At 67.4% G+C, this 22933-nt stretch carries 23 protein-coding genes; 16 read left to right on the top strand and 7 right to left on the bottom strand.

Features of this window, described 5'->3' with window-relative positions; all coding sequences use genetic code 11:
- Positions 1–95: 95 nt before the first annotated feature.
- The 14 genes from AB7878_RS15235 to AB7878_RS15170 all read left to right on the top strand — a co-directional run bounded on the left by AB7878_RS15235 (position 96) and on the right by AB7878_RS15170 (position 10635).
- Positions 96–1319: a beta-ketoacyl-ACP synthase gene (locus AB7878_RS15235; RefSeq protein WP_369495176.1), complete on the top strand. Its 1224-nt coding sequence runs from the start codon at positions 96–98 to the stop codon at positions 1317–1319.
- Positions 1319–2566: a beta-ketoacyl-[acyl-carrier-protein] synthase family protein gene (locus tag AB7878_RS15230; protein WP_369495175.1), complete on the top strand. Its 1248-nt coding sequence runs from the start codon at positions 1319–1321 to the stop codon at positions 2564–2566. The genes AB7878_RS15235 and AB7878_RS15230 overlap by 1 nt, the downstream gene beginning before the upstream one ends.
- Positions 2563–3309: a beta-ketoacyl synthase chain length factor gene (locus AB7878_RS15225; RefSeq protein WP_369495174.1), complete on the top strand. Its 747-nt coding sequence runs from the start codon at positions 2563–2565 to the stop codon at positions 3307–3309. Before AB7878_RS15230 ends, AB7878_RS15225 begins: the two co-directional genes overlap by 4 nt.
- A complete protein-coding gene (locus AB7878_RS15220; protein ID WP_369495173.1) occupies positions 3285–4076 on the top strand; it encodes a lysophospholipid acyltransferase family protein in 792 nt (263 codons plus the stop codon). The genes AB7878_RS15225 and AB7878_RS15220 overlap by 25 nt, the downstream gene beginning before the upstream one ends.
- Entirely contained in the window at positions 4073–4372 is a 300-nt protein-coding gene (locus AB7878_RS15215) for a phosphopantetheine-binding protein (protein WP_369495172.1), read from the top strand. The genes AB7878_RS15220 and AB7878_RS15215 overlap by 4 nt, the downstream gene beginning before the upstream one ends.
- On the top strand, positions 4360–4905 hold the full coding sequence (locus tag AB7878_RS15210) for a COG4648 family protein (protein WP_369495171.1): 546 nt from the start codon (positions 4360–4362) through the stop codon (positions 4903–4905). The genes AB7878_RS15215 and AB7878_RS15210 overlap by 13 nt, the downstream gene beginning before the upstream one ends.
- Positions 4902–5261 carry a 3-hydroxyacyl-ACP dehydratase FabZ family protein gene (locus tag AB7878_RS15205; RefSeq protein WP_369495170.1) on the top strand — a complete coding sequence of 120 codons (360 nt, stop codon included), beginning with the start codon at positions 4902–4904 and terminating at the stop codon, positions 5259–5261. Before AB7878_RS15210 ends, AB7878_RS15205 begins: the two co-directional genes overlap by 4 nt.
- Positions 5258–6211 (top strand): lysophospholipid acyltransferase family protein, encoded by a 954-nt coding sequence (locus AB7878_RS15200; protein WP_369495169.1) that lies wholly within the window; start codon positions 5258–5260, stop codon positions 6209–6211. Before AB7878_RS15205 ends, AB7878_RS15200 begins: the two co-directional genes overlap by 4 nt.
- A complete protein-coding gene (locus tag AB7878_RS15195; RefSeq protein ID WP_369495168.1) occupies positions 6204–6665 on the top strand; it encodes an acyl-CoA thioesterase in 462 nt (153 codons plus the stop codon). The genes AB7878_RS15200 and AB7878_RS15195 overlap by 8 nt, the downstream gene beginning before the upstream one ends.
- Positions 6666–7052: 387 nt before the next feature.
- A complete protein-coding gene (locus AB7878_RS15190) occupies positions 7053–7766 on the top strand; it encodes a class I SAM-dependent methyltransferase (protein WP_369495167.1) in 714 nt (237 codons plus the stop codon).
- Positions 7763–8944, top strand: coding sequence for a beta-ketoacyl-[acyl-carrier-protein] synthase family protein (locus AB7878_RS15185; protein ID WP_369495166.1), 1182 nt, complete (start codon positions 7763–7765; stop codon positions 8942–8944). The genes AB7878_RS15190 and AB7878_RS15185 overlap by 4 nt, the downstream gene beginning before the upstream one ends.
- Positions 8941–9423 (top strand): hotdog family protein, encoded by a 483-nt coding sequence (locus AB7878_RS15180; protein ID WP_369495165.1) that lies wholly within the window; start codon positions 8941–8943, stop codon positions 9421–9423. Before AB7878_RS15185 ends, AB7878_RS15180 begins: the two co-directional genes overlap by 4 nt.
- Positions 9416–10144, top strand: coding sequence for a 3-oxoacyl-ACP reductase FabG (fabG, locus tag AB7878_RS15175; protein ID WP_369495164.1), 729 nt, complete (start codon positions 9416–9418; stop codon positions 10142–10144). Before AB7878_RS15180 ends, fabG begins: the two co-directional genes overlap by 8 nt.
- Positions 10145–10194: 50 nt before the next feature.
- Positions 10195–10635, top strand: a complete 441-nt coding sequence (locus tag AB7878_RS15170) for an excinuclease (RefSeq protein WP_369495163.1) — start codon at positions 10195–10197, stop codon at positions 10633–10635.
- A 149-nt stretch (positions 10636–10784) separates the two neighbouring features.
- On the opposite strand, the gene panE is transcribed toward AB7878_RS15170, so the two are convergent.
- Positions 10785–11747: a 2-dehydropantoate 2-reductase gene (gene panE / locus AB7878_RS15165; RefSeq protein WP_369495162.1), complete on the bottom strand. Its 963-nt coding sequence runs from the start codon at positions 11745–11747 to the stop codon at positions 10785–10787.
- Positions 11748–12034: 287 nt separating this feature from the next.
- On the opposite strand from panE, the gene AB7878_RS15160 reads away from it, so the two are divergent.
- Both AB7878_RS15160 and AB7878_RS15155 read left to right on the top strand, forming a co-directional pair.
- Entirely contained in the window at positions 12035–14392 is a 2358-nt protein-coding gene (locus tag AB7878_RS15160) for a catecholate siderophore receptor Fiu (RefSeq protein ID WP_369495161.1), read from the top strand.
- A 206-nt stretch (positions 14393–14598) separates the two neighbouring features.
- Positions 14599–15276, top strand: a complete 678-nt coding sequence (locus AB7878_RS15155) for a Fe2+-dependent dioxygenase (RefSeq protein WP_369495160.1) — start codon at positions 14599–14601, stop codon at positions 15274–15276.
- 3 nt (positions 15277–15279) lie between these two features.
- On the opposite strand, the gene AB7878_RS15150 is transcribed toward AB7878_RS15155, so the two are convergent.
- From AB7878_RS15150 to AB7878_RS15125, 6 genes are read right to left on the bottom strand one after another with little or no spacing between them, the layout of a single operon-like run.
- Positions 15280–15795: a type IV pilin protein gene (locus tag AB7878_RS15150; protein WP_369495159.1), complete on the bottom strand. Its 516-nt coding sequence runs from the start codon at positions 15793–15795 to the stop codon at positions 15280–15282.
- Positions 15792–19982 (bottom strand): pilus assembly protein, encoded by a 4191-nt coding sequence (locus tag AB7878_RS15145; RefSeq protein WP_369495158.1) that lies wholly within the window; start codon positions 19980–19982, stop codon positions 15792–15794. Before AB7878_RS15145 ends, AB7878_RS15150 begins: the two co-directional genes overlap by 4 nt.
- Before the next feature lie 57 nt (positions 19983–20039).
- Positions 20040–20654 (bottom strand): pilus assembly PilX family protein, encoded by a 615-nt coding sequence (locus tag AB7878_RS15140; protein ID WP_369495157.1) that lies wholly within the window; start codon positions 20652–20654, stop codon positions 20040–20042.
- Between the two features lies 1 nt (position 20655).
- Positions 20656–21675, bottom strand: a complete 1020-nt coding sequence (locus AB7878_RS15135) for a prepilin-type N-terminal cleavage/methylation domain-containing protein (protein ID WP_369495156.1) — start codon at positions 21673–21675, stop codon at positions 20656–20658.
- Positions 21672–22145, bottom strand: a complete 474-nt coding sequence (gene pilV / locus AB7878_RS15130) for a type IV pilus modification protein PilV (protein ID WP_369495155.1) — start codon at positions 22143–22145, stop codon at positions 21672–21674. Before pilV ends, AB7878_RS15135 begins: the two co-directional genes overlap by 4 nt.
- Positions 22142–22744, bottom strand: a complete 603-nt coding sequence (locus tag AB7878_RS15125; RefSeq protein WP_369495154.1) for a GspH/FimT family pseudopilin — start codon at positions 22742–22744, stop codon at positions 22142–22144. The genes pilV and AB7878_RS15125 overlap by 4 nt, the downstream gene beginning before the upstream one ends.
- Between the last annotated feature and the right edge of the window lie 189 nt (positions 22745–22933).

Genomic DNA, 22933 nt, shown 5'->3' with positions numbered 1-22933 from the left:
GGCGGACGAAACGCCTATCCAGGATTCATCAGCCGCCGCGTATTGCCAAAGAACAACTTGGCGCGCCCAAGCGCGCCAACCAAGGAGCTCCGCGCATGAAACGCGTCGTCATCACCGGCATGGGCGGCATCACGCCGCTGGGCCACGACTGGCCCACCATCGCCGCGCGCCTCCGCCAACACCGCAACGCCGTGCGCCGCATGCATGAGTGGGACTACTTCGACGCGCTGAACGGCCGCCTCGGCTGCCCGGTGGACGACTTCGCGCCGCCGGCGTGGCCGCGCCAGAAGACCCGCTCGATGGGCCGCGTGTCGCAGTTCGCCGTGGCCGCCAGCGAACACGCGTTGCGTGATGCCGGCCTGCTCGACGACGCAAGCATCCGCGACGGCCGCATGGGCGTGGCCTACGGCTCCTCCGGTGGCAGCGTGGAGCCGGTGCGGGTGATGGGACGCATGCTGGACACCGGCTCGATGCAAGGCGTCACCGCCACCAGCTACATCCAGATGATGGCGCACACCACGGCGGTGAACGTGGGCGTGTTCTTCGGCCTGAAGGGCCGCGTGATCCCCACCTCCAGCGCCTGCACCTCGGGCAGCCAGGCGATCGGCTACGGCTACGAGGCGATCCGCTACGGCCGGCAGAAACTGATGTTGTGCGGCGGCGCCGAGGAACTCTCCGGCCCCGGCGCCGCGGTGTTCGACACGCTGTTCGCCACCAGCACGCGCAACGACGAGCCCGGGCTCACCCCGCGCCCGTTCGATGCGCGGCGCGACGGCCTGGTGGTGGGCGAAGGTGCCAGCACCCTGGTGCTCGAGGAGTACGAACACGCGAAGGCGCGCGGCGCCACGATCCACGCCGAGGTGGTGGGCTTCGGCTGCAACTCCGACGGTGCCCACATCACCCAGCCCACGGCCGAAACGATGGCGGCGGCGATGCGCCTCGCGCTGGACGACGCGCAGCTACCGGCCAGCGCCATCGGCTACGTCAGCGCCCACGGCACCGCCACCGACCGCGGCGACGTGGCCGAGAGCCACGCCACCGCCGAAGTGCTGGGCACGCGCACGCCGATCAGCACGATGAAGAGCTACGTGGGCCACACGCTGGGCGCCTGCGGCGCGCTGGAGTCCTGGTGGGCGATCCGGATGATGCGCGAGGGCTGGTTCGCGCCCACCTTGAACCTCGACGAACGCGCCGCCGACTGCGCCGAGCTGGATTACCTCACCGGCGCGGGTCGCGTCATCGCCACCGACGTGGTGATGAACAACAACTTCGCGTTCGGCGGCATCAACACCTCGCTGATCTTCAAGGCGGCCGATTGATGCGCCTGGTCGACGCACGCGGCCTGCCGCGCGTGGTGGTCACCGGCATGGGCGCGGTGAGCTGCGTGGGCACGGGCACGTCAGCCCTGCTCGATGCACTGCGCACGCGCCGCCACGGCCTGCGCACGATGGACGCCTTCGCCGCGCTGGGCATGCGCGGCAAGGTGGGCGGTCCGGTGGACGAAGCCGCGCTGCCACCGGAGCCGCCGCGCAAGCTGCGCCGCTTCCTGCCCGCCCCGGCGCTGTACGCCTGGCATGCGGCCAACGAGGCGCTGGCGCAGGCAGGGCTGCCACCGGAACGCCTGGCCGAAGCCGACTGCGGCCTGGTGCTGGGCGGCGGCGCCGCGCTCAGCGAACACGAGCAAGCGCTGGAAAACCATCGCGCCCGCGGCATCGCGAAACTGTCACCCTTCCTCGTGCCGCGCGGCATGAGCAGCGCGCCGTCGGCCGGCCTCGCCCAGGCCTTCGGCATCGGCGGCAGCAGCTACACGATCAGCTCGGCCTGCACCAGCGGGGCACACGCGATCGGCCATGCGCTGGAACTGGTCCAGCTCGGCCGGCAGCAGGTGGTGATCGCCGGCGGCGCCGAGGAACTGCATCCCAGCACCGCGATGTGGTTCGACGCGATGGGTGCGCTGTCCCCGCAGGCGGAACCGGCGCGCGCCTTGCGCCCGTTCCATCGCGAGCGCGACGGCTTCGCGCTGGCGGCGGGCGCGGGCGTGCTGGTGCTGGAATCGCTGGAACACGCACAGGCCCGCGGTGCGCGCGTGCTGGCGGAACTCGCCGGCTACGGCAGCGCCACCGATGCGGCCAGCATGGTCGGCCCCGGCGCCGGCGGCATCGCCTGCGCACTGCGCCAGGCGCTGGATCGTTCCGGGGCGTGCCCCGGTTACGTCAACGCGCATGCCTGCGGCACCCCGGGCGACCTCGCCGAATGGCAGGCCATCGCCACCGTGTTCGCCGAGCGCGGCATGCCGTTGCCGCCGATCTCCTCGATCAAGGGCCTGCTCGGCCATGCGCCCGGCGCCGCCGGCGCACTGGACGCGATCGCGTGCCTGCTGATGCTGGAACACGGCTTCCTTGCCGCCGGCGCACCGCTGGACGATCCCGACCCGGCCTTCGCCGATTCCTCCCTGCTTGCCGCGAACCGCGAGCAGCCCATCGACGCCGCGCTCAGCAGCAGCTTCGGCTTCGGCGGCAGCTGCGCCGCCCTGCTGTTCAAGCGCCACGCCGGAGCCGCCGCATGATCGAGCTGCGCATCGAAGCGTGGCGCGCCTGGGCGCCGGGTCTGGCGGACAGCGCGGATTGGCAGGCCTGGGCCGGATCGCCGCAAGCCGTGGCGGACGACGGCCAGGCGCAACCGGCCTGCGCCTTCCTGCCCGCGCTGCAGCGTCGTCGGCTGAGCCGGCTGGCGCGGATGACGATGGAGACCGCGTGGCCCTTGTGCGGCGACGCCGAGCAACTCCCGTTCGTGTTCGGCTCGCGCCACGGCGAAACGCCGCGCACCTGGCAACTGCTAGTCGAGGTCGCCGATGGCCAGCCGCTGTCGCCCACCGCCTTCGGCCTGTCGGTGCACAACGCGATCGCGGGCCAGTGGTCGATCCTGCGCGGCCAGCGCGGCGAATCGGTGGCGATCGCGGGCGAGGCCGACACCTTCGAGCACGCCGTGCTGGAAGGCGCGCTGCAACTGGCCGCCGGCGCGCACGCCGCCCTGGTGGTGGTGGCCGAGGAGCTGCCACCGCCCGTCTATGCGCAGTGGATCGCCGACGTGCCGTTCTCCTATGCTGTCGCGCTGCGACTGGGGAAGATCGATGCAGGCACGGCAACGCCCGCGGGGGGCGACTGGCGGCTGGCGCAGTCGCGCGGCGACGGTGCGGTGGCCTGCGCCTGGCCGCACGCACTGGATTTCCTGCGCGCCCTGCATGCCCGCGAAACCTCGATCCGACACGACTGGAAGACCCGCCGATGGAACTGGCAACGTACCCGCTGAACCAACGCCGCGACGCCTGGGCCTGGCGCCTCGTGGCCACCGGCGCCAGCTTCGTGCTGTTCGGCGTGGGCGGCCTGCTGCTGCGCGTGGTGGTGCTACCGCTGCTGGCCTGCCTGCCCGGCGACGCGCCGACGCGGCGCCGGCGCGCGCGCGCCGCGATCAGCCGCGCCTTCCACCTGCACGTGCAGTTCATGTATCGCACCCGCGTGCTGGACTTCGCGATCGACGGCGCCGAGCGGCTGGGGCGTCCCGGCCAGCTGGTGGTGGCGAACCATCCCTCGCTGATCGACGTGGTGTTCCTGGCCGCGCAGATCCGCGACGCGAACTGCGTGGTGAAGCAGGGACTGTTCGACAATCCGTGCACCCGCGGCCCGGTGCGCACCGCGCAGTACATCGGCAACGACGGCAGCATGGACATGCTGGAACGCGCCGCCGACGTGCTGCGCGAAGGCCAGTGCCTGATCGTGTTTCCCGAAGGCACGCGCACGGCGCCGGGCCAGCCACCGCGCTTCCATCGCGGCGCGGCGGCCATCGCGCTGCGCGGCGCACGCACGGTGACACCCGTGTTCATCACCGTCGACCCGCCCACGCTGACCAAGGGCCGGCCGTGGCACCACATCCCGCCTTGCCGTTTCCGCGTGCGTCTGCACGTGGGCGCGGACATCGATCCCGCGCCGTTCAATACCGATGCGGCGCTGCCGATCGCCTCGCGCCGCCTCAACGACCATCTGCACCAACTCTTCCACAGGGAGCTCGCCGCCACGTGAACGCATCGACCCATACCGCGCTGGCCCATACCGCGCTAGAGCAGGAGCTCGCCCAGCTCGTCATCGACACGCTGAACCTGGAAGACCTGCAGCCCGCCGACATCCCGCCGCAGCAGCCGCTGTTCGGCGAAGGGCTGGGGCTGGACTCGGTGGACGCGCTGGAACTGGCGCTGGCACTGCAGAAGCGCTACGACATCCGCATCGCCTCGGACGACAAGGACGCGCGCCGCCACTTCGCCAGCGTGGCCAGCCTCGCCGCCTTCGTCGCCAGCCAGCAGGCCGCATGCGCAAGCTAGTCAACATTCTGCTGCCGGTGGTCGGCGTGCTGTATCCGTTTCTGGTCTATTTCGGCATGGAAACGGTGGCGCCGCCGGTGTTCGCGCTGGCGCTGGCCGCGGTGTGGCTGCTGCGCGCGCCGTTCCTGTGGCGCGAGCCGGGCGGACGCTGGATGCTGGGCGTGGCGCTGGCCTATTGCGCCATGCTGGCGGTGAGCGGCGAATCCTCGCTGCTGCGCTGGTACCCCACCTTGATCAGCCTGTTCCTGCTGTTCACGTTCGGACTCAGCCTCGTCTATGGCCCGCCGGTGGTGGAGCGCATCGCCCGCGTGCGCGAGCCGGAGCTGCCGGACGCGGCGATTCCGTACACGCGCAAGGTCACCTGGGTGTGGGTGGGCTTCTTCGTGTTCAATGCCGCCATGTCGGCCGCGCTCACGCTGTGGGCGCCGCTGAAGTGGTGGACGCTGTACAACGGCCTGCTCGTGTACTTCATCATGGGCCCGCTGTTCGTGGGCGAATGGCTGCTGCGCAAACGACTGCGGGCGAAGGCATGAACACGCGACGCACCGGGCCCGTGGTCCTCGACGAACGCCGCGACGGCGACGAATGCACGCTGCAGTTGCAGGTGCCCGCGGATCTCGCGTATTTCCCCGGCCACTTCCCGCAGGCGCCGGTGCTGCCCGGCGCGACGCAAGTCGCCTGGGCGCTGCAGCTGGCGGCCGCGCGCCTGGGCAGCTCGCCGCACTGCCGCGAGATGGAGGCGCTGAAGTTCCAGCGCCTGCTGCAGCCGGGCGACCGCGTGACGCTGACGCTGCGCATCGACCGCGCGCGCGGCAAGCTGCACTTCGCGTATCGCGAGGGCGACGCCACCTATTCCTCCGGCCGCCTCGTGCTGGAGCCACGCGCATGAGCGAGGCGCAGCTGGCTACGCGGCAGCACTGGTCCGCGCAACGCGAGCGCGGCAGCCTGCTGCTGATGCGCTTCACCGCCTTCGTGGCGCGCTGCTGCGGCCGCCGCCTGCTGTCGCCGCTGCTGCACCTGATCGTGCTGTACTTCTTCCTCACCGGACGGCGCGCGCGGCGCAGCATCCGCGAGTACCTGGAGCGCCTCGCCGACTGGGGCGGGCGCGACGACCTGCGCCCGACGCCCCGCCGCGTGTTCGCGCAGTTCATGGCCTTCGCCGACTGCCTGCTGGACCGCCTCGACGTGTGGCGCGGCGCGCTGCGGCTGGAACAGGTGCGCCTGGTCGATCCCGACGGCCTGCGCGCGCAACTGCTGGCGAACCGCCGCGGCGGTCGCGGCCAGATCCTGGTCGGCACCCACCTCGGCAATCTCGATGTCTGCCGCGCGCTGGCCGAACTGGGCGAACAGGTGCCGCTGAACGTGCTGGTACACACGCACCACGTCGCGCACCTCAACCGCCTGCTCGGCGAAGCCGGCGAACAGCGCATGCGGCTGATCCAGGTCAGCGAGCTGGATGCCGCGCTGATGCTCGACCTGTCGCAGCGTCTGGAACGCGGCGAATGGCTGGCGATGGCCGGCGACCGCGTGCCGCTGCACGACGGCCGCCGCGTCGCGGTGGATTTCCTCGGCCATCCCGCCGCGTTCGCGCAGGGTCCGTGGCTGCTGGCCGGCCTGCTCGGCTGCCCGGTGAACCTGATGTGCTGCCTGAAGATCGCCGGCCGCTGCGAGATCCGGCTGGAGCGCTTCCTCGACGCGCCGGCATGGGAACGCGGCCAGCGCGACGCCACCATCGCCGGCTGGGTGCAGCGCTACGCCGACCGCCTCGCCGAGTGGTGCCTGCTGGCGCCGCAGCAGTGGTTCAATTTCTATCCGTACTGGGAAACTGTCGATGCGTAGCCGCGGCGTGCTGCATGTGGACACCGAGGTCACCGTGCCGTTCTTCGACGTCGACTCGATGGACGTGGTGTGGCACGGCCACTACGTGAAGTACCTGGAAATCGCCCGCTGCGCCCTGCTCGACCGCATCGGCCACAACTACGCGCAGATGAAGGCGGCCGGCTACGTGTGGCCGGTGATCGACCTGCAGCTGCGTTATGCGCGCGCCGCGCGTTTCGGCCAGCGCATCAAAGTGCGCGCCGACCTCGTGGAGTGGGAGAACCGCCTGAAGATCCACTACCTCATCAGCGACGCCGCCAGCGGCGAACGCCTCACCCGCGCCAGCACCGTCCAGGTGGCGGTGCGCCTTGCCGATGGTGTGATGCAGCTGGTTTCGCCGGCATGCTTTATCGATGCGGTGGAAAGTCGTATTTCCGGCACGCCTGCACCTGCACATCTCTCATCACGTGACTGACACTCCGTTCGCCCTGAGCGTAGGCGCATGGCGCCGGAGTCGAAGGGCCGTCCCGGCAGCGCTTCGACTTCCCCGCTCCTCAATGCCGGCGCCATCCCTGGCGGCTCCCCGCGTACGCTTGCCGGCGCAAGCTACGCTCAGAGTCTGTAAAAATTTCAACGAACGGCTTGGATCCCGATTTTTCCTTCCCACGCACAGCGGGGGAAGGTGCCGAAGGCGGATGGGGGCGTCCTTAGATCTTGCTTTGCACGACGGAAAAGTGCCCCCTTCAGCCCTCCGGGCAGCTTCCCCCGCTGCGCGGGGGAAGCGAAAGCAAAAATTCACAACGCTCAGCGCGAACGGCGATTTGAAGCCGGGCATCGGCGCCAACCTGACGCAGCAAACCCCATGACCTACGCCAGCCCCACCTACGTCGAAGAAACCCGCCTCGGTTTCCGCTTCCTCGCCACGCATACCTGGCAGCACCATGTATTGCGCGTGGCGATCAACGACCTGAAGCGCCTCGTCGGCGAGCCGCTGCCGCGCGGTGGCGTGCTGCTCGATGCCGGCTGCGGCCAGGGCAAGTCGTTCCGCCTGCTGCGCGACGCCTTCGCGCCGGACCGGCTGATCGGGCTGGACGCCGACCCGCACAGCCTGGCGCTGTCGCGCGCCGAGGCGCAGCGCGAAGGCATCGCGGTGGACCTGATCGCCGCCGACTGCGCGCGCATCGACTTGCCCGACGCCAGCGTGGACGTGCTGTTCTGCCACCAGACCTTCCACCACCTCGTCGAGCAGGAGCGCACCTTGGCCGAATTCTGGCGCGTGCTGAAACCCGGCGGCCGGCTGCTGTTCGCCGAGTCTACCAAGACCTACATCGACAGCTGGGTGATCCGCTGGTTCTTCCGTCACCCGATGCACGTGCAGAAGAGCGCCGATGGCTATCTCGCGATGCTGCGCGCGCAAGGTTTCCGGTTCGGCGACGCCAACGTCTCGCTGCCGTATCTCTGGTGGAGCCGCGCGAAGGACTTCGGCCTGCTCGAACGCTGGGGCCTGCGCGCGCCGCCACCGCCGGGCCAGCGCGAGGAAACCCTGGTGAACGTGGCCGCGCGCAAGCCCGCATGAGCGCCGCCTACCTCAACGCGCTGGGTGTGGTCTGCGCGCTGGGCGCGGGCAAGGCTGCGGTGGCCGAGGCGCTGTTCGCCGGCAACGCGCACGGCCTGCGCGCGGAATCCGGCTGGATTCCGGAACATGCCCCGCCACTGGGCGCGGTGCGCATGCCGCTGCCCGCCATCCCCGAACCGCTGGCCGCCACGCGCGACAACCGCTGCAACCGCCTGCTGCTCGCCGCGGCGCAGGAGATCGAAGCAGACATCCGCGCGGCCATCGCGAGCCACGGCGGCGCGCGCGTCGGCATGGTGCTGGGCACCAGCACCGGCGGCATCGAGGAAGCCACCCGCGGCCTCGCCGCGCAACGCCGCGACGATGCCTGGCCCGTGGATTACCGCTATGCGCACCAGGAGCTGGCCGGCCCCGCCGAGTTCCTCGCCGAATGGCTGGAGCTCGCCGGCCCCTGCTACACGATCTCCACCGCCTGCACCGCCGGCGCGCGCGCGATGGCGAGCGCACAACGGCTGCTCGACGCCGGGCTGTGCGATGCCGTGCTGTGCGGCGGCGTGGACACGCTGGCACGGTTGCCGCTGAACGGCTTCCACGCGCTGGGCGCGATGGATCCCGCGCGCTGCAACCCGTTCTCGCGCGAGCGCCGCGGCATCAACATCGGCGAGGCCGCGGCGCTGTTCCTGATGACGCGCGAGCGCGGCCCCGTGCAGTTGCTCGGCGCGGGCTCCAGCTCGGATGCGTACCACATGTCCTCGCCCGATCCGGCAGGCCTGGGCGCGCAGCAGGCCATGCGCGCTGCGCTGGCGCAAGCCGGGCTGGAACCCGCGCAGATCGACTACCTCAACCTGCACGGCACGGCCACCACGCACAACGATGCGATGGAGGCGCAGGCGGTGGCCGCGGTGTTCCCGCACGGCGTACCGTGTTCCTCGACCAAGCCGCTCACCGGCCACACGCTCGCCGCCGCCGGCGCACTGGAAGCCGCGTTCTGCTGGCTGAGCCTGCGCTACGGCCGGCTGCCGCCGCAACACTGGGACGGCATGGCCGACCCCGAGCTGCCCGCACTGCGCTTCGTCGAAGCCGGCGCGCGCCTGCCCGACGGCGGCCCGCGCCGGCTGATGAGCAGTTCCTTCGCCTTCGGCGGCAACAATGCCTGCCTGATCCTGGGAGATGCCGCATGACGGTCTGGCCCATCGCGGAACTGCTGCCGCACGCGGGCGAGATGATCCTGCTCGACGCGGTGCTGGAGCACGGCTCCGAGCATGCCGTATGCAGCCGGCGCGTCCCGACCGCCGGCCTGTTCCACGATGCCGACGGCAGCTTGCCCGCGTGGATGGGCGTGGAGCTGATGGCGCAGGCCATCGCCGCCTGGGCCGGCTGCCAGGCGAAAGCCGCGGGCGAGCCGGTACGGCTGGGCTTCCTGCTCGGCACCCGCCACTACGTCTGCAACGTGGCCGCGTTCGCGCCGGGCAGCGAATTGCGCATCGAGGCGCGGCGCGACTTCCACGACGACAGCGGCATGGGCGTGTTCGCCTGCCGCATCGAGGCGCCCGGCGTGCTGGCCGAGGCACGGCTCACCGTGTTCAGCCCGCCGGACGCCAGCGCCCTGTTTCAAGACGGCAAGCCCCCATCACCTGCAACGGAACCTCGCCATGGCTGACACCATCCTGGTCACCGGCTCCAGCCGCGGCATCGGCCGCGCGATCGCGCTGCGGCTGGCGCAGGCCGGCCACGACCTCATCCTGCATTGCCGCGCGAAGCGCGACGAGGCCGAGGCGGTGCGCGCGGAGATCGAGGCCATGGGCCGCGCCGCGCGCGTGCTGCAGTTCGACATTGCCGATCGTGCAGCCTGCCGCGCCGCGCTGGAAGCGGACGTGGAACGACACGGTGCGCCCTACGGCGTGGTGTGCAACGCCGGACTCACCCGCGACGGCGCGTTTCCCGCGCTCACCGACGAGGACTGGGACCGCGTGCTGCGCACCAACCTCGACGGCTTCTACAACGTGCTGCACCCGCTGGTGATGCCGATGATCCGCCGCCGTGCGCCGGGCCGCATCGTCTGCATCACCTCGGTGTCGGGCCTGATCGGCAACCGCGGCCAGGTCAACTACAGCGCGTCGAAGGCCGGCGTGATCGGTGCGGCCAAGGCGCTGGCGGTGGAACTGGCGAAAAGGAAGATCACGGTGAACTGCGTGGCGCCGGGTCTGATCGACACCGACATGCTGGACGCCGACGTGCCGGTGGAGGAAATCCTGAGAGCCATCCCCGCCCAGCGCGCCGGCACGCCGGAGGAAGTCGCCGCCGCCGTGGCCTTCCTGGTGAGCCAGGAAGCCGGCTACATCACCCGCCAGGTGCTCGCCGTCAACGGCGGGCTGTGCTGATTCCCGTTTTCCCAACCCGCAAGCCACCAACTCGCAAGGAGCAACACCGCATGCATGCCAAGACCCTCGCCCTCGCCGCCCTGCTCGCCGCCGCACCGATGGCCAGTCACGCCGCCGACAAGGTGGTGCACCTCGCCTTCGCCAACGCGGTGCAGGCCGCCACCGCCAGCGGCAAGCTGGACGGCAGCGTGAAGTTCTACCTCGCCGGCACCACGCCCGCCGGCCAGCTCACCGTGGTGAACGACAACGTGGACGTGACCCGCAAGACCAACGCCTTCGGCAAGAAGGACCAGGCCACCTGCGACTGGGCACTGCAATCCGCCCTGATCGCCCTGCAGGACGACGCGAAGAAGGCCGGCGCCAACGCCGTCACCGACATCGTCAGCAACTACAACGGCAGCGAATACCGCGACAGCCAGAACTACGAATGCCACGTGGGCTTCCTGATGTCGGGCGTGGAGCTGAAGGCGAAGCTCGCCAAGGTGCAGTGACGGCGCAGGCTGCCCGCCGCCTGTCAGGTGGCGTGCGGTTGTCGAAGCTGGCAGCAACAGCAACAGCTGCGTTCTGATGTTGAAAAAGGGCTGTCCTGCCCTTTTTCAACTCGCCGAGTCCGATAGAGCCTGGACTCGGCTCCGACGGATCAAGCACGAGGTGCTTGATCCGCGAGCGATCCATCCGTGGATCGCGCCCGGCGCGCCTCGTACGCCTTCAGGTGCGCATACGCCAGGCGCAGCAGCGGCGTCTCCACCCCCTGCACCTCTCCGCGCGCCAGCAGGTCGCCGATCACGTGGTCGGCCTCGACGCGGTGGCCTTGTTCCAGGTCGCGCATCATCGAGGCACTGAATGTGGAGCCGGCCTCGGTGAGCATCCCGCGGGCGCGTTCGATCACCGTCTCCCGCGGTTCGTGGCCGCAGCCGGCGGCAACACGGCGGCAGTCGTCGAGCAGGGCCAGCGCCGCGTCACGGCCGCCGGGCGCGGCCACGATGTCGCCCACCGGCGCGCGCATCAGGCAGGTGATGCCGGCGAGGCTGGCCAGGAAGACCCACTTGTCCCACATGTCCTGCACGACGTGGCTGCTCGCACGCGACTCGAAATCCGCGCCGGCCAGCGCCTGCGCGATGCGCTGCACGCGCGCCGAATCACCGCCGTCGCGCTCGCCGTACCCCAGGCTGTGCGCGCGGTTGAGGTGGCGCACGGTGCCGTCGGCGTCCAGCGTGGCGGCGATCACGCATTGCCCACCCAGCACCCGATCGGCGCCGAAACGCGCATCCAGCAGGTCGAGCTGGCGCATGCCGTTGAGGATAGGCAGCACCGCGCTGTGTTCGCCCACGGCCGGCGCGATGTCCTCGATCGCCTGCGGCAGGTCCCAGGCCTTGCAGCTCAGCAGCACGAGGTCGAACGGTTCGCGCAGCGTGGCCGCGGTGACGGTGGGCGGCGCGGCGATGTCGGCATCGCCCAGTGCGCTGCGGATGTGCAGGCCGTGCTGCGCCAGCAGCGCCGCGCGCTTTTCGCGCACCAGGAAGGTCACGTCCTGTCCCGCCTGCAGCAGGCGCCCGCCGAAGTAACCACCGGTGGCGCCGGCACCCACAACCAGTATGCGCATCGCTTTGCTCTCCTTGTGACGACATTTCTCTCAGAGTAGCGCCGCGTTCCAGCGCTGCCGAGCCGACTTTCGTCGGCGCGAGGCGGCATCATGGCATGTCAACATATTGCGAATCATTCTCGTTTGCTTTATCTTGCCGCCGGTTCGCCGAGGGCCCGCTGCGCCCTCCCATGCGCAAGGTTCGCCGATCGCTGCGACGACGCCGACGCCTGCCCCCGGGCATTCGGCTGCTCGCAATGCCCAGGCTCCCAGCCATCCCCTTCCAGAAATGCCGTGGAGTTTTCCTGATGGACTTCGTCAAGAGCCGCAAGCACCCGGTGGCGCGCCGCGCATCCGCCCCCGCGCTCACCGCCGCCACGCTGGCGACCAGCCTCGCGCTGGCACTGCCGGCCATGGCGGCAACCACCGATGCCGCGGCGCCCGCCACCGATGCCCAGGTCGCCACGGCCAGGCACCTGCCGGGCGTCACCGTGGAAGGCACGATCGTTCCGTACAAGGTCGATCAGGTGTCGTCGCCCAAGTTCACCCAGCCGCTGGTGGACACGCCGCAGACCATCATGGTCATCAGCAATGAGCTGCTTCACGAACAGGGCGCCACCACGCTCACCGAGGCGCTGCGCAACACCCCCGGCGTGGGCACGTTCTTCGCAGGAGAGAACGGCTCCACCAGCACCGGCGACGCGATCTTCATGCGCGGCTTCGACACTTCCGGCAGCATCTTCGTGGACGGCGTGCGCGATCTCGGCACGATCTCGCGCGACGTGTTCAACATCGAGCAGGTCGAGGTGACCAAGGGTCCGGACAGCACGGAGTACGGTCGCACGGCTCCCTCCGGCGCGATCAACATGGTGAGCAAGCAGCCGCAGCTCGGCAACGCGGTGTCCGGCTCGTTGTCCGGGGGCAGCGCCGACCAGAAGCGCGCCACCGCCGACTGGAACCGGCAGATCGCAGACCACACCGCCTTCCGCCTCAACGTGCTCGGCCAGGACAGCGGCGTGCCCGGCCGCGACGAAGTGAAGAACAAGCGCTGGGGCGTGGCGCCCTCGCTGGCCTTCGGGCTGGGCACGCCCACCCGCGTCTACCTCGACTACCTGCACGTGAAACAGGACAACGTGCCCGACGGCGGCATCCCCACCATCGGCCTGCCCGGCTACGCCTCGCCCGATCCGACGCGCCCCTTCATCGGCAACGCACCGAAGGTCGACCACGGCAACTTCTACGGCACCGACCAGGACCATGACCACGTCGTCGAGGACATGTTCACCGCGATCCTGCAGCACGATTTCTCGCCGGACATGGCGCTGCACGACACCTTGCGCTGGGGCCGCACGCACGAGGATTACCTGCTCACCTCGTTCATGGGCAACGCCGCCAACCTGCTGACGCCGAACCCCGGCGATCCTTCGACCTGGACGATTGCCCGCAGCAATCCGAACTTCAAGGACCAGACCAACCGCATCGTCGCGAACCAGCTCAACCTCACCGCCAACTTCGCCACCGGTTCGGTCACGCACAACCTGAGCACCGGCATCGAACTGAGCCGGGAAACGGTGGACACGACCACGCTGGCCGCGTTGAACGGCAGCACCTGGCCAGCGGCCAAGCTGTACGCGCCGGAATCCGACATCGGCAACGCGCTGCACTACGGCCCCAACGGCGGCTGGACGCGTGGCAAGACCAGCACGGTCGGCGCCTACGTGTTCGACACGCTGAAGTTCAACGAGCAGTGGCAGGTCAACGCCGGCGCGCGTCTCGACCACTACAGCGCCGACTTCTCAAGCGCCGTGGCCTGCGGCGGCAAGAGCACGCCAGCCTGCGGCAGCCTGGCCACCGGCACCATCGTGCCCGGCCTCGACGCCCGCAAATCCGACAACCTGCCCAGCTGGCAGCTCGCCGTGATCTACAAGCCGGCGGCGAACGGCAGCCTCTACGCCAACCTCGCCACCGCCGCGCAGCCGCCGGGCGGCAACAGCTTGTCGTTCAGCACAGCCGCGAACAGCGTGGACAATCCGGCGCTCAACCCGCAAAAGGCCCGCACCGCCGAGCTGGGCACGAAGTGGAACCTGTTCGACGAACGCCTGCTGCTCACCGCCGCGCTCTACCGCACCACCGTCAGCAACGAGCTGGAGCAGGATCCCACCACCCTGCTGTGGTACCCGATCGGCAACAAGCGCGTGCAGGGCGTGGAACTCACCGCCGTCGGCCAGATCACGAAGAACTGGGCGATCAATGCCGGCTTCACCAGCATGCACACCAGCACCAGCCATGGCGCCCTCAGCGGCGCCACCAACGGCTCGGCACCCGCCGCCGACGGCAGCAACGTGCTGGCCTACACGCCGAAGCGCGCATTCACCAGCTGGACCACCTACCGCTTGCCGTTCGGCCTCGTCATCGGTGGCGGCGCACGCTACTCCGGCGAAATGCAGCGCGGCGCCGACGGCGCGATCGGCACGCCGGCATACGTCGAAGCGTATTGGGTGTTCGACGCCATGGCGACCTATCCCGTCAACAAGCACTTCGACCTGCAGCTCAACCTCTACAACCTGTTCGACAAGCACTACGCCGCGTCGATCAACAAGAGCGGCTACCGCTACATCCCGGGCACGACGCGCTCCGGCATGCTGACGGCGAATTTCCGCTTTTGACGCTAGCCTTTCCTTGCTTGCAATGCCCTCACCTTGAGGAGCCCTAAAGCTCGTCATTCCGGCGAAAGCCGGAATCCAGTGCCTGCGACGCGTGACGAAAGTCACTGGATCCCGGCTTTCGCCGGGATGACGGCTCTACAAGTTCGGAGCATTGCGCAACCGATGGGAAAAAATCGGCAAGACCTTGCCCGTTGAGGAACCCACCCATGCTTCTGCACATCCCCGACATCCTCGACCACGAACAGCTGCGGCAACTGCGCGCCGCGCTCGATGCCGCCGACTGGACCGACGGCCGCGAAACCGTGGGCACGCAGGGCGCGCAGGTGAAGCGCAACCGGCAGTTGCCCGACGCCTCGCCGCTGCGCCGGCAACTGGGCGAGGAGGTGCTCGCCGCGCTGGCGAAGAGCCCGCGCTATCACGCCGCCACGCTGCCGCTGCGCACGCTGCCGCCGCGCTTCAACCGCTACGAAGGCGGCGGCGAATACGGCATGCACGTCGACGGCTCGGTGATGGCCCTGCCGAATGGCGAGCAACTGCGCAGCGACATCTCCTGCACGCTGTTCCTCAGCGAGCCGGACGACTACGACGGTGGCGAGCTGATCGTCAGCGACACCTACGGCGAGCACGAAGTGAAGCTGCCTGCCGGCGACGCCATCATCTACCCGTCCAGCAGCCTGCATCGCGTACAGCCGGTGACGCGCGGCGCACGCGTGGCCGCGTTCTTCTGGGTGCAAAGCCTGGTGCGCGACGACGGCCGTCGCCGCCTGCTGTACGAACTCGACGCCTCGATCCAGCGCCTCGTCGCCACCGGCGCCGACCACGACGCCGTGCTGCAGCTCACCGGCACCTACCACAACCTGCTGCGGCAGTGGGCGGAGAGCTGAGCCTCAGCCGCCCCAGCATTGCACCACGGTGCCCGTGCCGCTGATGTTGCGGGTGCCTGCTTGATCCAGCGTCAAGTTGGCGCATTGCGTGTCGCGCGCCAGTTGTGCCTTGATCGGCTGGGCCGTGAGGTTGTAGCCCACGCTCCCGGCCGTCGCCGGCATTGCCACGTCATATTGATAGTTGCTGCCGGTTTGCGAAGTCGCCGCGCAGTCCAAAACCAGAGGCGATGGTGAACCGATGGCCGCATTCGGCGTGGCAGCCGCAGTTCCCGAACTAGCGGGGGCCGAGGCATAGCTCAGGTTGGTGGTGTAGTAGCGCTCCATGTAGTTCGCGTACTCGGACACACAACCTTCGGCCGCCGCCCGATTGGTCTTGACCACGTAGCGCGAATACGAGGGAATCGCGATCGCCGCGAGTATCGCGATGATCGCGACCACCACCATCAGTTCGAGCAGGGTGAAGCCTACCTGCGCGCTGATGTCAGTTCTGTCGGTATTGTTCATGGCAACGTTGCTCATGGGTTCACCAGTTCCTGCCAGGACACGCGTTTCGGCACACCGCTGGCACCCGAGGTATTCACGTTGCTGGTGGTGCCGTTGTCGAAGCTCATCAGCATGTCGGTGCCCACGAAGATCGGGTTGTTGGGCAACGAAGTGAAACCCACGCCGGCGATCGCCTCCGCCACCGTCTTGCCGCCAATGGTGATGCTGATCGTGCCGGTGCCGCCGTTGACCTGGAAAAAGCTGAGAGCGGGATTGGTGCCGGTGAACGGATCCACCGCCATCACCCAGCCCGAGCCGGAGGAGTTGCAGATGTCGTTGTTGGTGGCGGCTTGCGGAATGCGGGTGGTGCCCAGCAACAGGTTGCCCTGGAACTGGCTGGGCGTAACCATGCGCTCGCCTTGCGCATTGCCACTACCGCTGTAGCTGCCGTCGCTGTTGAGGATGGGTTGCTTCAGATCCATGTACCAGCCGAGCTTGCCACCCATGTCGCTGGGCGTGGGCAAGGGGGTTACGACACGCACGCCCAGGGTCGGCGGCGTAGCGGTGCTGTCGCCGGCCTTTTCATAGATGATCGAGCGCTGTACCAGGTTGCCGCTCTGCGTATCCGTCGGCAGGGAAGGCAGCGCCGGCTGGTTCTTGCCTGGCTGCACGATCAGGCCGTACCAGCTCTGCACCTGCTTGTTGGTGAGATCGCCGCTGCTCAGGTACTGGCCGGTACCGAAGAACACCCACACGTTGCCGGTCGCCGGGTCGCGCCCCGCCAGCATGCCGGCGGTGATCGGTTGCGCCGTGCCACCCGAATCTGCAGTGAACTCCTTGGTGCCCGCCGTACTCAGGTCAGCCGCATAGGTGGTCGTCGTCGTTGTGGTGGCGCTGGAACCAGATCCCGAAGTGGTAGTTGTTGTCGTCGCAGTGTCCAGCGGGAACATCCACACCCGCCCCTGCAGGTCGCCGGCATACGCCTCCATGCTGATGCCATTGGCGGGGGTGTCCATCCACGTCACCGGCGCGGCAAGACCATTGCCAACCGTGCTGTCGGTCGAATGCACGCTCAGCGTGCCGTCGGCGATGTTGAACTCCAGCAGCGCCGCCGTGCCGTTGGTGCTGTTGTAGCCGTTGCCGATCAGCACCTGCCAGTTGCCGTCGGCCACCTGGGCGATGACCGGCTTGCCCACCATCTGGCCGATGTAGCCAGCATTGGTGCCGCCATCTCCGGCGGAACGCTCCCACAGTGGCTTGATGCTGGCGGGGTTGGTGATATCCAGCGCATAGATGGCCTTGGCCGTGCCGCGGCCGGTGGTGCCCACCAGCACCGTGTGCCAAGTCGAATTAATGAACACGTCCGCGATGGTCAGCTCGCCATCGTTGAAGTACTGGTGCGGCACGGTGTCCGAACCGTAGTTCAGGTTGGCCAGGTTGCTCAGGCCCGCCGTGATCACCGCACCCGGCAGATAGGCGTAAACCTCGTTGCCGGTAGTGGCATCGAACGCATGCAGCATGCCGTCGTTGGCCGCTACGAACACCAGCGACTCACGCGTGGACGCCGCGCTGGCGGTGGACTTGCCGCTGGAATTCGTGGTGCCCACCGCAAAGGCTTCAAAAGAGTTGTCGCCGCTGCTCGCAGTGTTGCTGATGCCGCTGAACGACTGGTTCTCGAACTCGTTGGGGTTGGGTGCGCCGGAATACACTGGCTGCGAATCCACGATGTCGCCCAACACCTTGGTGCGCTTGCGGTAGGTACTCCCCTCCAGGGTGTTGTCGCCGCGCAGGTAGTTCACCATGTTCGCCTGCGCGGTGCTGCCGCTGCCCAAAGCACTCAACTGGTTGCTGGACAGGGTCGGCGGCGTGGTCCCGCTGTCCTTGAATGCCACAAAGCTGCCCGTGCCAGTCGTCCAGGTAGCCGACCCGGGGACATAGGTGTAGATGACCCGGCTCGGGAACGTGCCGCTGGTGGCGCTGCTGGCCAACTGGGTGTCTGCACACCATGAACCCGTGCTGGTGCTGGAGCAGGAGCCGGAGATCGCGCCGGTGCTCGGATCGACGGACAAGGCCTCCAGGTCGCCATACCACTTGGCAGTTTCGTACGTTGCCTGGTAGGCCTCGGTGCCGGTGGTGAGCTGGGTGGAGTTGGCCGCCAGGCTGGCGCCGGTGCCGGTGCGCGCCTGCGCACGCTTCAGGGCGTCGCTCAGGCCGCTTGAAAAGGTCTGGGGGCTGGTGGCGGAATAAAAGCCACCATGGCCATTCAAGCCGGCATGGGCGAGGTCAGCAATGTTGTTGATCGAATTGGACGCCGGCGTCGGCCAACCGCCCCAGCCGGTTGGCTGCGTTCCGCCATTGGCCCAGTTGAACATGGCCGGCATGTTGATCGCATTGCCTTTCGCGTCCTGTGGCGTGAAGCCCAGACCCATGGTGAACGTGGTCATGTGCTGCCAGAAGGCGGGGTCCTCCGAATTGGTCGGCACCTCGTTGCTTAGGCCGGAAGCGCCGGGTTGCAAGTCGTTTTCCCAGTAGTACATCGCCACGTCGGCCAGAGACGGGCCGCTCCCATAAAGGCCGCCGGCATAAGGCGCTGGCGGCTTGCTGCCGGCCACGAGTGGCCACTTCTGGTTGTTCGGGCCGGTCACGGTGGGCCATGCGGCGCTGCTGGCACCCTTCTCCGCCGTCGATGAGAAACTGCTATTCCAGAAACCGTCCGTGGTCAGGATGGTGTAGGACTGCCGGCACGCGATCTCGGTGCTATTGGCACCGCCTGCCACATAACCCGGATCGCCAAGCATCGTGTCCCAGGCATTGCTCGCCGGTGTCGTGGAATCCGTGCCACTGTAGTACTGGCCAACCGCATCAAGCGCGTAACGCAGCGGCGTGCTGTTGTTTGCGCTCAGCGCAGTCACCCAGTTCCAGAAGTTTGCCTTTTGCGTGCCCGAGGAACCATCTCCAAACGGCTGGACTTCTGCAAGATAGTTGGAACTCTTCGTTGGCGTGGAAAACGGATAGTAATTCGCAAGATTGCTCTTGATCCAGCTCGCGCCGCTGCCGTTGATGGAGCCAAACCCGACACGGAACTTCGCGCTCACTGTCGAGAACGCCGTCATCAGGCCGCTCTTGGCCATCAGGATACGGGTGCGGTAGTACGAGAACCAGTTGGCCACGTTCTGTTGGGTAGCCGCAGTTTCGTCGCACAGGCTTGTGCTTACGGCTGGACTCGCCGTCGAAAGCAATGCGCAGGTACCAGTCGCACCCACGTAATGCTCGGTATTGCTGGAGCCCGTGGTATAGGTGAAATAGTTCTTGTTGACCCGCTGGGAATTCGTGCATACGGTGCTGCTTCCGCTACCACTTTGTGTGTCCCCGCTCGGGCAAGAGTAGGTTACCGTCGAGGTAGAGGCGACAGTTCCGAGGGGGGATGTAGTTGTCCCACTATTGGTTTTTTCGCAATTGACGACCGAACTCCCCTTCAGCCTGGTGTAACCGATTGGACATTGATAACAAATGGGCGGATTTTCGCTACCAATTACGTATATGCCACTTGGCGCACTGCTTGGGCAGGAGTAGCTTGTCGTCGCAATGGGTGTATCCGTCGTGGTGACGGTTACCGTAAACGTCGTGTAGTACGGGTAGCTACTGCCTCCGCTATTATTGGCGTTGTTGTTTGCCTGATAGGAAGTTATATCCTGCTCGTCAGCCGTGGACGTGTCGGTAAACCCATCGAAGTAGGCGTTCGTCAGTCCCGGTGAATTGGGATAAAGATCCGGGGTTGTTGCTGTGCTGTCGGCCTTGGGTGGCGGCGTGTAGGTGATATTGGGGTTGTAGTAGACACCATTGATCGACGCATTGCGCGGCTGGTCGTTGTTGCTCGGCGAGGAGAATGTGCCGTCGGCATTCTTGATCAGGTACCCCCAGTCCGGCATGTAATCCCAATACATCGATCCCGAGTCGTCGAGCATCAGCACGATGTTCGGTGGGATCGCGGGCTGTACCGTCAGCGGCTGCTGGTCCACGGCCACGGTCGAGGAGGAGGCAGGTGCGGAAGTGGAGGCCGCTGCGGGCGCAGGTTCAGGCGCGGCCGCCATCCACGGCTCGGGCGCAGCCGCCGCCACGGCGGGCGTGTAGGCGGCACCCAGCATCCAGACGCCGAACATAGTACCCAGCACGCGGCCGAAGGCGCGGACGCGAGGGTGGCGCGACGGCAGTGTCGATTTCATGGCGTTTCCACTCTCCGAAGGAGTCGGCGCAAATGCGCCTGGTGCGTCGGCTGGTTATCAGCCCTGTTTGAAGACGGCTTGCACGGTGACCACGGCGCGATCGCCCACCACGGCGGGGTCGCCGTTGCGCGCGGTGATGCGGTAGTACACCCCCGTACTGGAGGCACCCTGCACGCCGTAGTTGCGCGAGTTGCCGGTTTGGCCAAAGCCGGTGTTGGTGCTCTGGTCCACCCAGTTGCCCATGTTTTCCACCACGAACTGCGGCTGGCCGTAGGCCGTTGCGCTGGCGGTGTACTGACCGGTGCCGGTACCGGTGGCCAAGGTGTGGATGGCGCTGGATGGCGCCGGGTTGGAGCCGCTGCTGTCGAACGGATTGGGCTGGCAAACGGTGCCGCCCGCCTGGCAGTTGTGCCAGATGATGCTGGAGTCGGTGGGTATCTGCGCAGCCGCAGCACGCAATGCCGCTTCGGCACTCTGGAACGCCTGCTCGCGGTCGTACAGGTTGGAGGCCATCCGCTGTTGCATGATGGTGCCACGCATGGCAGCCAGGCCCACCAGGGTGATGAGCACCAGCAGGATCAGCGCCACCACCAGCGCGATGCCGCGTTGCGCGCGGATACCGGACGACAGGGAGCGAACGCGATACGGATGGGAAGCACCTGGCGTTTTCATGTCATTGCAACCGGTTGCGCACGGCAGTCGTGGTGGTGAACACGCGCTGGATCGGTCCAGCGCTGTTGGCGTTGACGCTCTGAAGGGTGCTCGCCACGGTCAGCGTGACCTGCGCGGCGCTTACCGTCGCCCAGTTGGCGCCCACACTGGTGGCATTGCCGAAGGTGGAACCCGGGACGAGGTAATTGATTTGCATGTTGTCGACGTTGCGCACCATTTCCTGCGACGCAGGCGTGATCGTGCCCGCCACATTGGTAACGGTGCGGCGATAAAGCGAACGGCCTTTCACCGGGTTGGTGCCGATGTACCAGTCCACCGCCGTGAGCTTGGCTACCCGCGAGTTGCCGGGGAAGGAATACGCGGCGCCATTCGTAGTACAAACCGTCGGGTAACCCAACCCTTTCGAGCAATTACCTGGCGTGCCGGCGCCATCATTGTGCTGCACGTCCACGTTGCTGTTGTTGTAGTTGGTGATCTGCAGCAAGGTGGCATGGTCGAAATCGCAGACCATGATCAGGTCTCCCGAATTCAACTCGGTGGTGGATCCGCTGACCTTGAAGTCCGCCGAACTCGGTGCCGGCGTCCATGACACGGTAACGTCCGTATTGGACGTGCTGATCACATGCACTGAACTGGTATTGGGTACCGGTGCGCCATTGCCGGTGATGCCCGTCAGCGCCGGATCCGTGCTGGCGTCGTCGTAACCATGCAAGGCATTGTTCCAGTCGGAATACCACGGATAAGGTGGATTGATCACGTTGGCGACGCGCCCGCTGGTGTTGTCGCATCCGCTGAGGCCTGCGTCACGCAAGTCGCGCGACAGCATCTCGAAGGCGGTACGCGAGCCATCCGCCACGTCGCCCAATGCCTCGTTGGCGCGATAGGTCTGCTGACCGGCAAGGAATACGCTGGTGACGCCACCGATCACGATGAGGCCCAGCAACATGGCGATCATCAGCTCGACCAGGGTGAAGCCACCTAGGTGTCGCGGTTGGCCGTGAGTCGTTCGCAACTTGCTCATAGCATGGCCCTGGTCACGACTTGCTGTGCGGTACCGCCGCCTGCGCCGGCACGACTGTCGTCGAACCGGATGGTGATGGTGCAGAGCGCGGTGGAGCCGGCCACGGCATTGCAATTGACATTGCCTGTAGTACTGGCTGAGGCGCCCAGAGTGGCCGCCAGCTCACTGCACCATGCAAAGAGCTGCTGGGTATCCAGCGCGGCACCTGCACTCCCGCAGGCGTTGGCCGTGACCGTGCCGTTGTAGTTGCCGCTCTCTGCACCGGTAATGTCGGCGCGCATGGCGTCGAGGATGGAATAGCTGGCCACCGTGGCCATGCTGCGCGCCATCGCGCTGTTGTTGGTGGAGAGCGAGCGCGCCTGCATCGCTGCGATGCCGACGAAGCCGATGGACAGCACCAGCACGGCGACCAGCACTTCGATCAGCCCTACGCCAACCTGCGCCTTTCGAGACAGCCAAGGATGGGTCATGGGCAGGCTCCCGGGCTGGGCGTGGTGGTGATGATGGTGCCGGTGGTCATGCCGATGGCGATGCGGTTGTTGCCGCTCAAGCCGGCAACACATACGGTTGCAATCGTGCTTGTAACTGGAGTCTTGCTGGTGTCCGTGGCCTTGTAGCCCAACCCTTGCCCACTGAAGCGGACAGCGGTGATGTTGCCGCTCAATTGCACCGGCAAGGCCAGCCCCTGGGTAGCCGCGAGCAGCGAATTGGCGGTGCTACCCGTCAGTTCAACGACTGCACCGCCGGACGAACCACAGGCTGTACTCAGCGCGGAGTCGCTGGTGGTACTGCTGCCGTCGGTGTTGTTACCGGCCAAGTCGCTGCAAAACTGGGTGGTGGCGTTCAGCTTGATCGCCTCCATCCGCGCGGTATTCAGCGCGTTCACCATGGTGTTGGCCGCCGTGGTGAGCCGGTTGGAATTGGTGATGTTGCGGAAGCTCGGTACCGCGATCACCAGCAGGACGGCCGCCACGGCGATCGTGATCATCAGTTCGACGAGGGTGAACCCTCGTGCACGGCATGGCACGCCGACGACCGGAACACTCCGCGATTGCGACCAAACACGCATGGACTTCCCCTGTTGCTGCGATTGCGGAATCTACTCGCCGCCGCCACCGCCGCCAGAGGCCGGTCGATCAGTGGGCGGATTTGGCCGATGAACGGCGCAAACGCAAAACCCTGCGCGAACCCGCTCACATATCTCCAGGCTTCCGGCCGCCCGCGACGAGGCAATGGATCGGCACGCGCACCCATTCGG

This window comes from Rhodanobacter humi (assembly GCF_041107455.1).
Classification (GTDB): domain Bacteria; phylum Pseudomonadota; class Gammaproteobacteria; order Xanthomonadales; family Rhodanobacteraceae; genus Rhodanobacter_A.
The sequence above is the reverse complement of the archived record's forward strand: the minus strand, read 5'-3'. Positions and strand labels throughout refer to the sequence as shown.

Excerpts from the sequence above, each read along its gene's own strand:
- AB7878_RS15235 (WP_369495176.1), top strand. The coding sequence starts at position 96 with ATGAAACGCGTCGTCATCACCGGCATGGGCGGCATCACGCCGCTGGGC.
- AB7878_RS15230 (WP_369495175.1), top strand. The coding sequence starts at position 1,319 with ATGCGCCTGGTCGACGCACGCGGCCTGCCGCGCGTGGTGGTCACCGGC.
- AB7878_RS15225 (WP_369495174.1), top strand. The coding sequence starts at position 2,563 with ATGATCGAGCTGCGCATCGAAGCGTGGCGCGCCTGGGCGCCGGGTCTG.
- AB7878_RS15220 (WP_369495173.1), top strand. The coding sequence starts at position 3,285 with ATGGAACTGGCAACGTACCCGCTGAACCAACGCCGCGACGCCTGGGCC.
- AB7878_RS15210 (WP_369495171.1), top strand. The coding sequence starts at position 4,360 with ATGCGCAAGCTAGTCAACATTCTGCTGCCGGTGGTCGGCGTGCTGTAT.
- AB7878_RS15205 (WP_369495170.1), top strand. The coding sequence starts at position 4,902 with ATGAACACGCGACGCACCGGGCCCGTGGTCCTCGACGAACGCCGCGAC.
- AB7878_RS15200 (WP_369495169.1), top strand. The coding sequence starts at position 5,258 with ATGAGCGAGGCGCAGCTGGCTACGCGGCAGCACTGGTCCGCGCAACGC.
- AB7878_RS15195 (WP_369495168.1), top strand. The coding sequence starts at position 6,204 with ATGCGTAGCCGCGGCGTGCTGCATGTGGACACCGAGGTCACCGTGCCG.
- AB7878_RS15190 (WP_369495167.1), top strand. The coding sequence starts at position 7,053 with ATGACCTACGCCAGCCCCACCTACGTCGAAGAAACCCGCCTCGGTTTC.
- AB7878_RS15185 (WP_369495166.1), top strand. The coding sequence starts at position 7,763 with ATGAGCGCCGCCTACCTCAACGCGCTGGGTGTGGTCTGCGCGCTGGGC.
- AB7878_RS15180 (WP_369495165.1), top strand. The coding sequence starts at position 8,941 with ATGACGGTCTGGCCCATCGCGGAACTGCTGCCGCACGCGGGCGAGATG.
- fabG (WP_369495164.1), top strand. The coding sequence starts at position 9,416 with ATGGCTGACACCATCCTGGTCACCGGCTCCAGCCGCGGCATCGGCCGC.
- AB7878_RS15170 (WP_369495163.1), top strand. The coding sequence starts at position 10,195 with ATGCATGCCAAGACCCTCGCCCTCGCCGCCCTGCTCGCCGCCGCACCG.
- panE (WP_369495162.1), bottom strand. The coding sequence starts at position 11,747 with ATGCGCATACTGGTTGTGGGTGCCGGCGCCACCGGTGGTTACTTCGGC.
- AB7878_RS15160 (WP_369495161.1), top strand. The coding sequence starts at position 12,035 with ATGGACTTCGTCAAGAGCCGCAAGCACCCGGTGGCGCGCCGCGCATCC.
- AB7878_RS15155 (WP_369495160.1), top strand. The coding sequence starts at position 14,599 with ATGCTTCTGCACATCCCCGACATCCTCGACCACGAACAGCTGCGGCAA.
- AB7878_RS15150 (WP_369495159.1), bottom strand. The coding sequence starts at position 15,795 with ATGAGCAACGTTGCCATGAACAATACCGACAGAACTGACATCAGCGCG.
- AB7878_RS15145 (WP_369495158.1), bottom strand. The coding sequence starts at position 19,982 with ATGAAATCGACACTGCCGTCGCGCCACCCTCGCGTCCGCGCCTTCGGC.
- AB7878_RS15140 (WP_369495157.1), bottom strand. The coding sequence starts at position 20,654 with ATGAAAACGCCAGGTGCTTCCCATCCGTATCGCGTTCGCTCCCTGTCG.
- AB7878_RS15135 (WP_369495156.1), bottom strand. The coding sequence starts at position 21,675 with ATGAGCAAGTTGCGAACGACTCACGGCCAACCGCGACACCTAGGTGGC.
- pilV (WP_369495155.1), bottom strand. The coding sequence starts at position 22,145 with ATGACCCATCCTTGGCTGTCTCGAAAGGCGCAGGTTGGCGTAGGGCTG.
- AB7878_RS15125 (WP_369495154.1), bottom strand. The coding sequence starts at position 22,744 with ATGCGTGTTTGGTCGCAATCGCGGAGTGTTCCGGTCGTCGGCGTGCCA.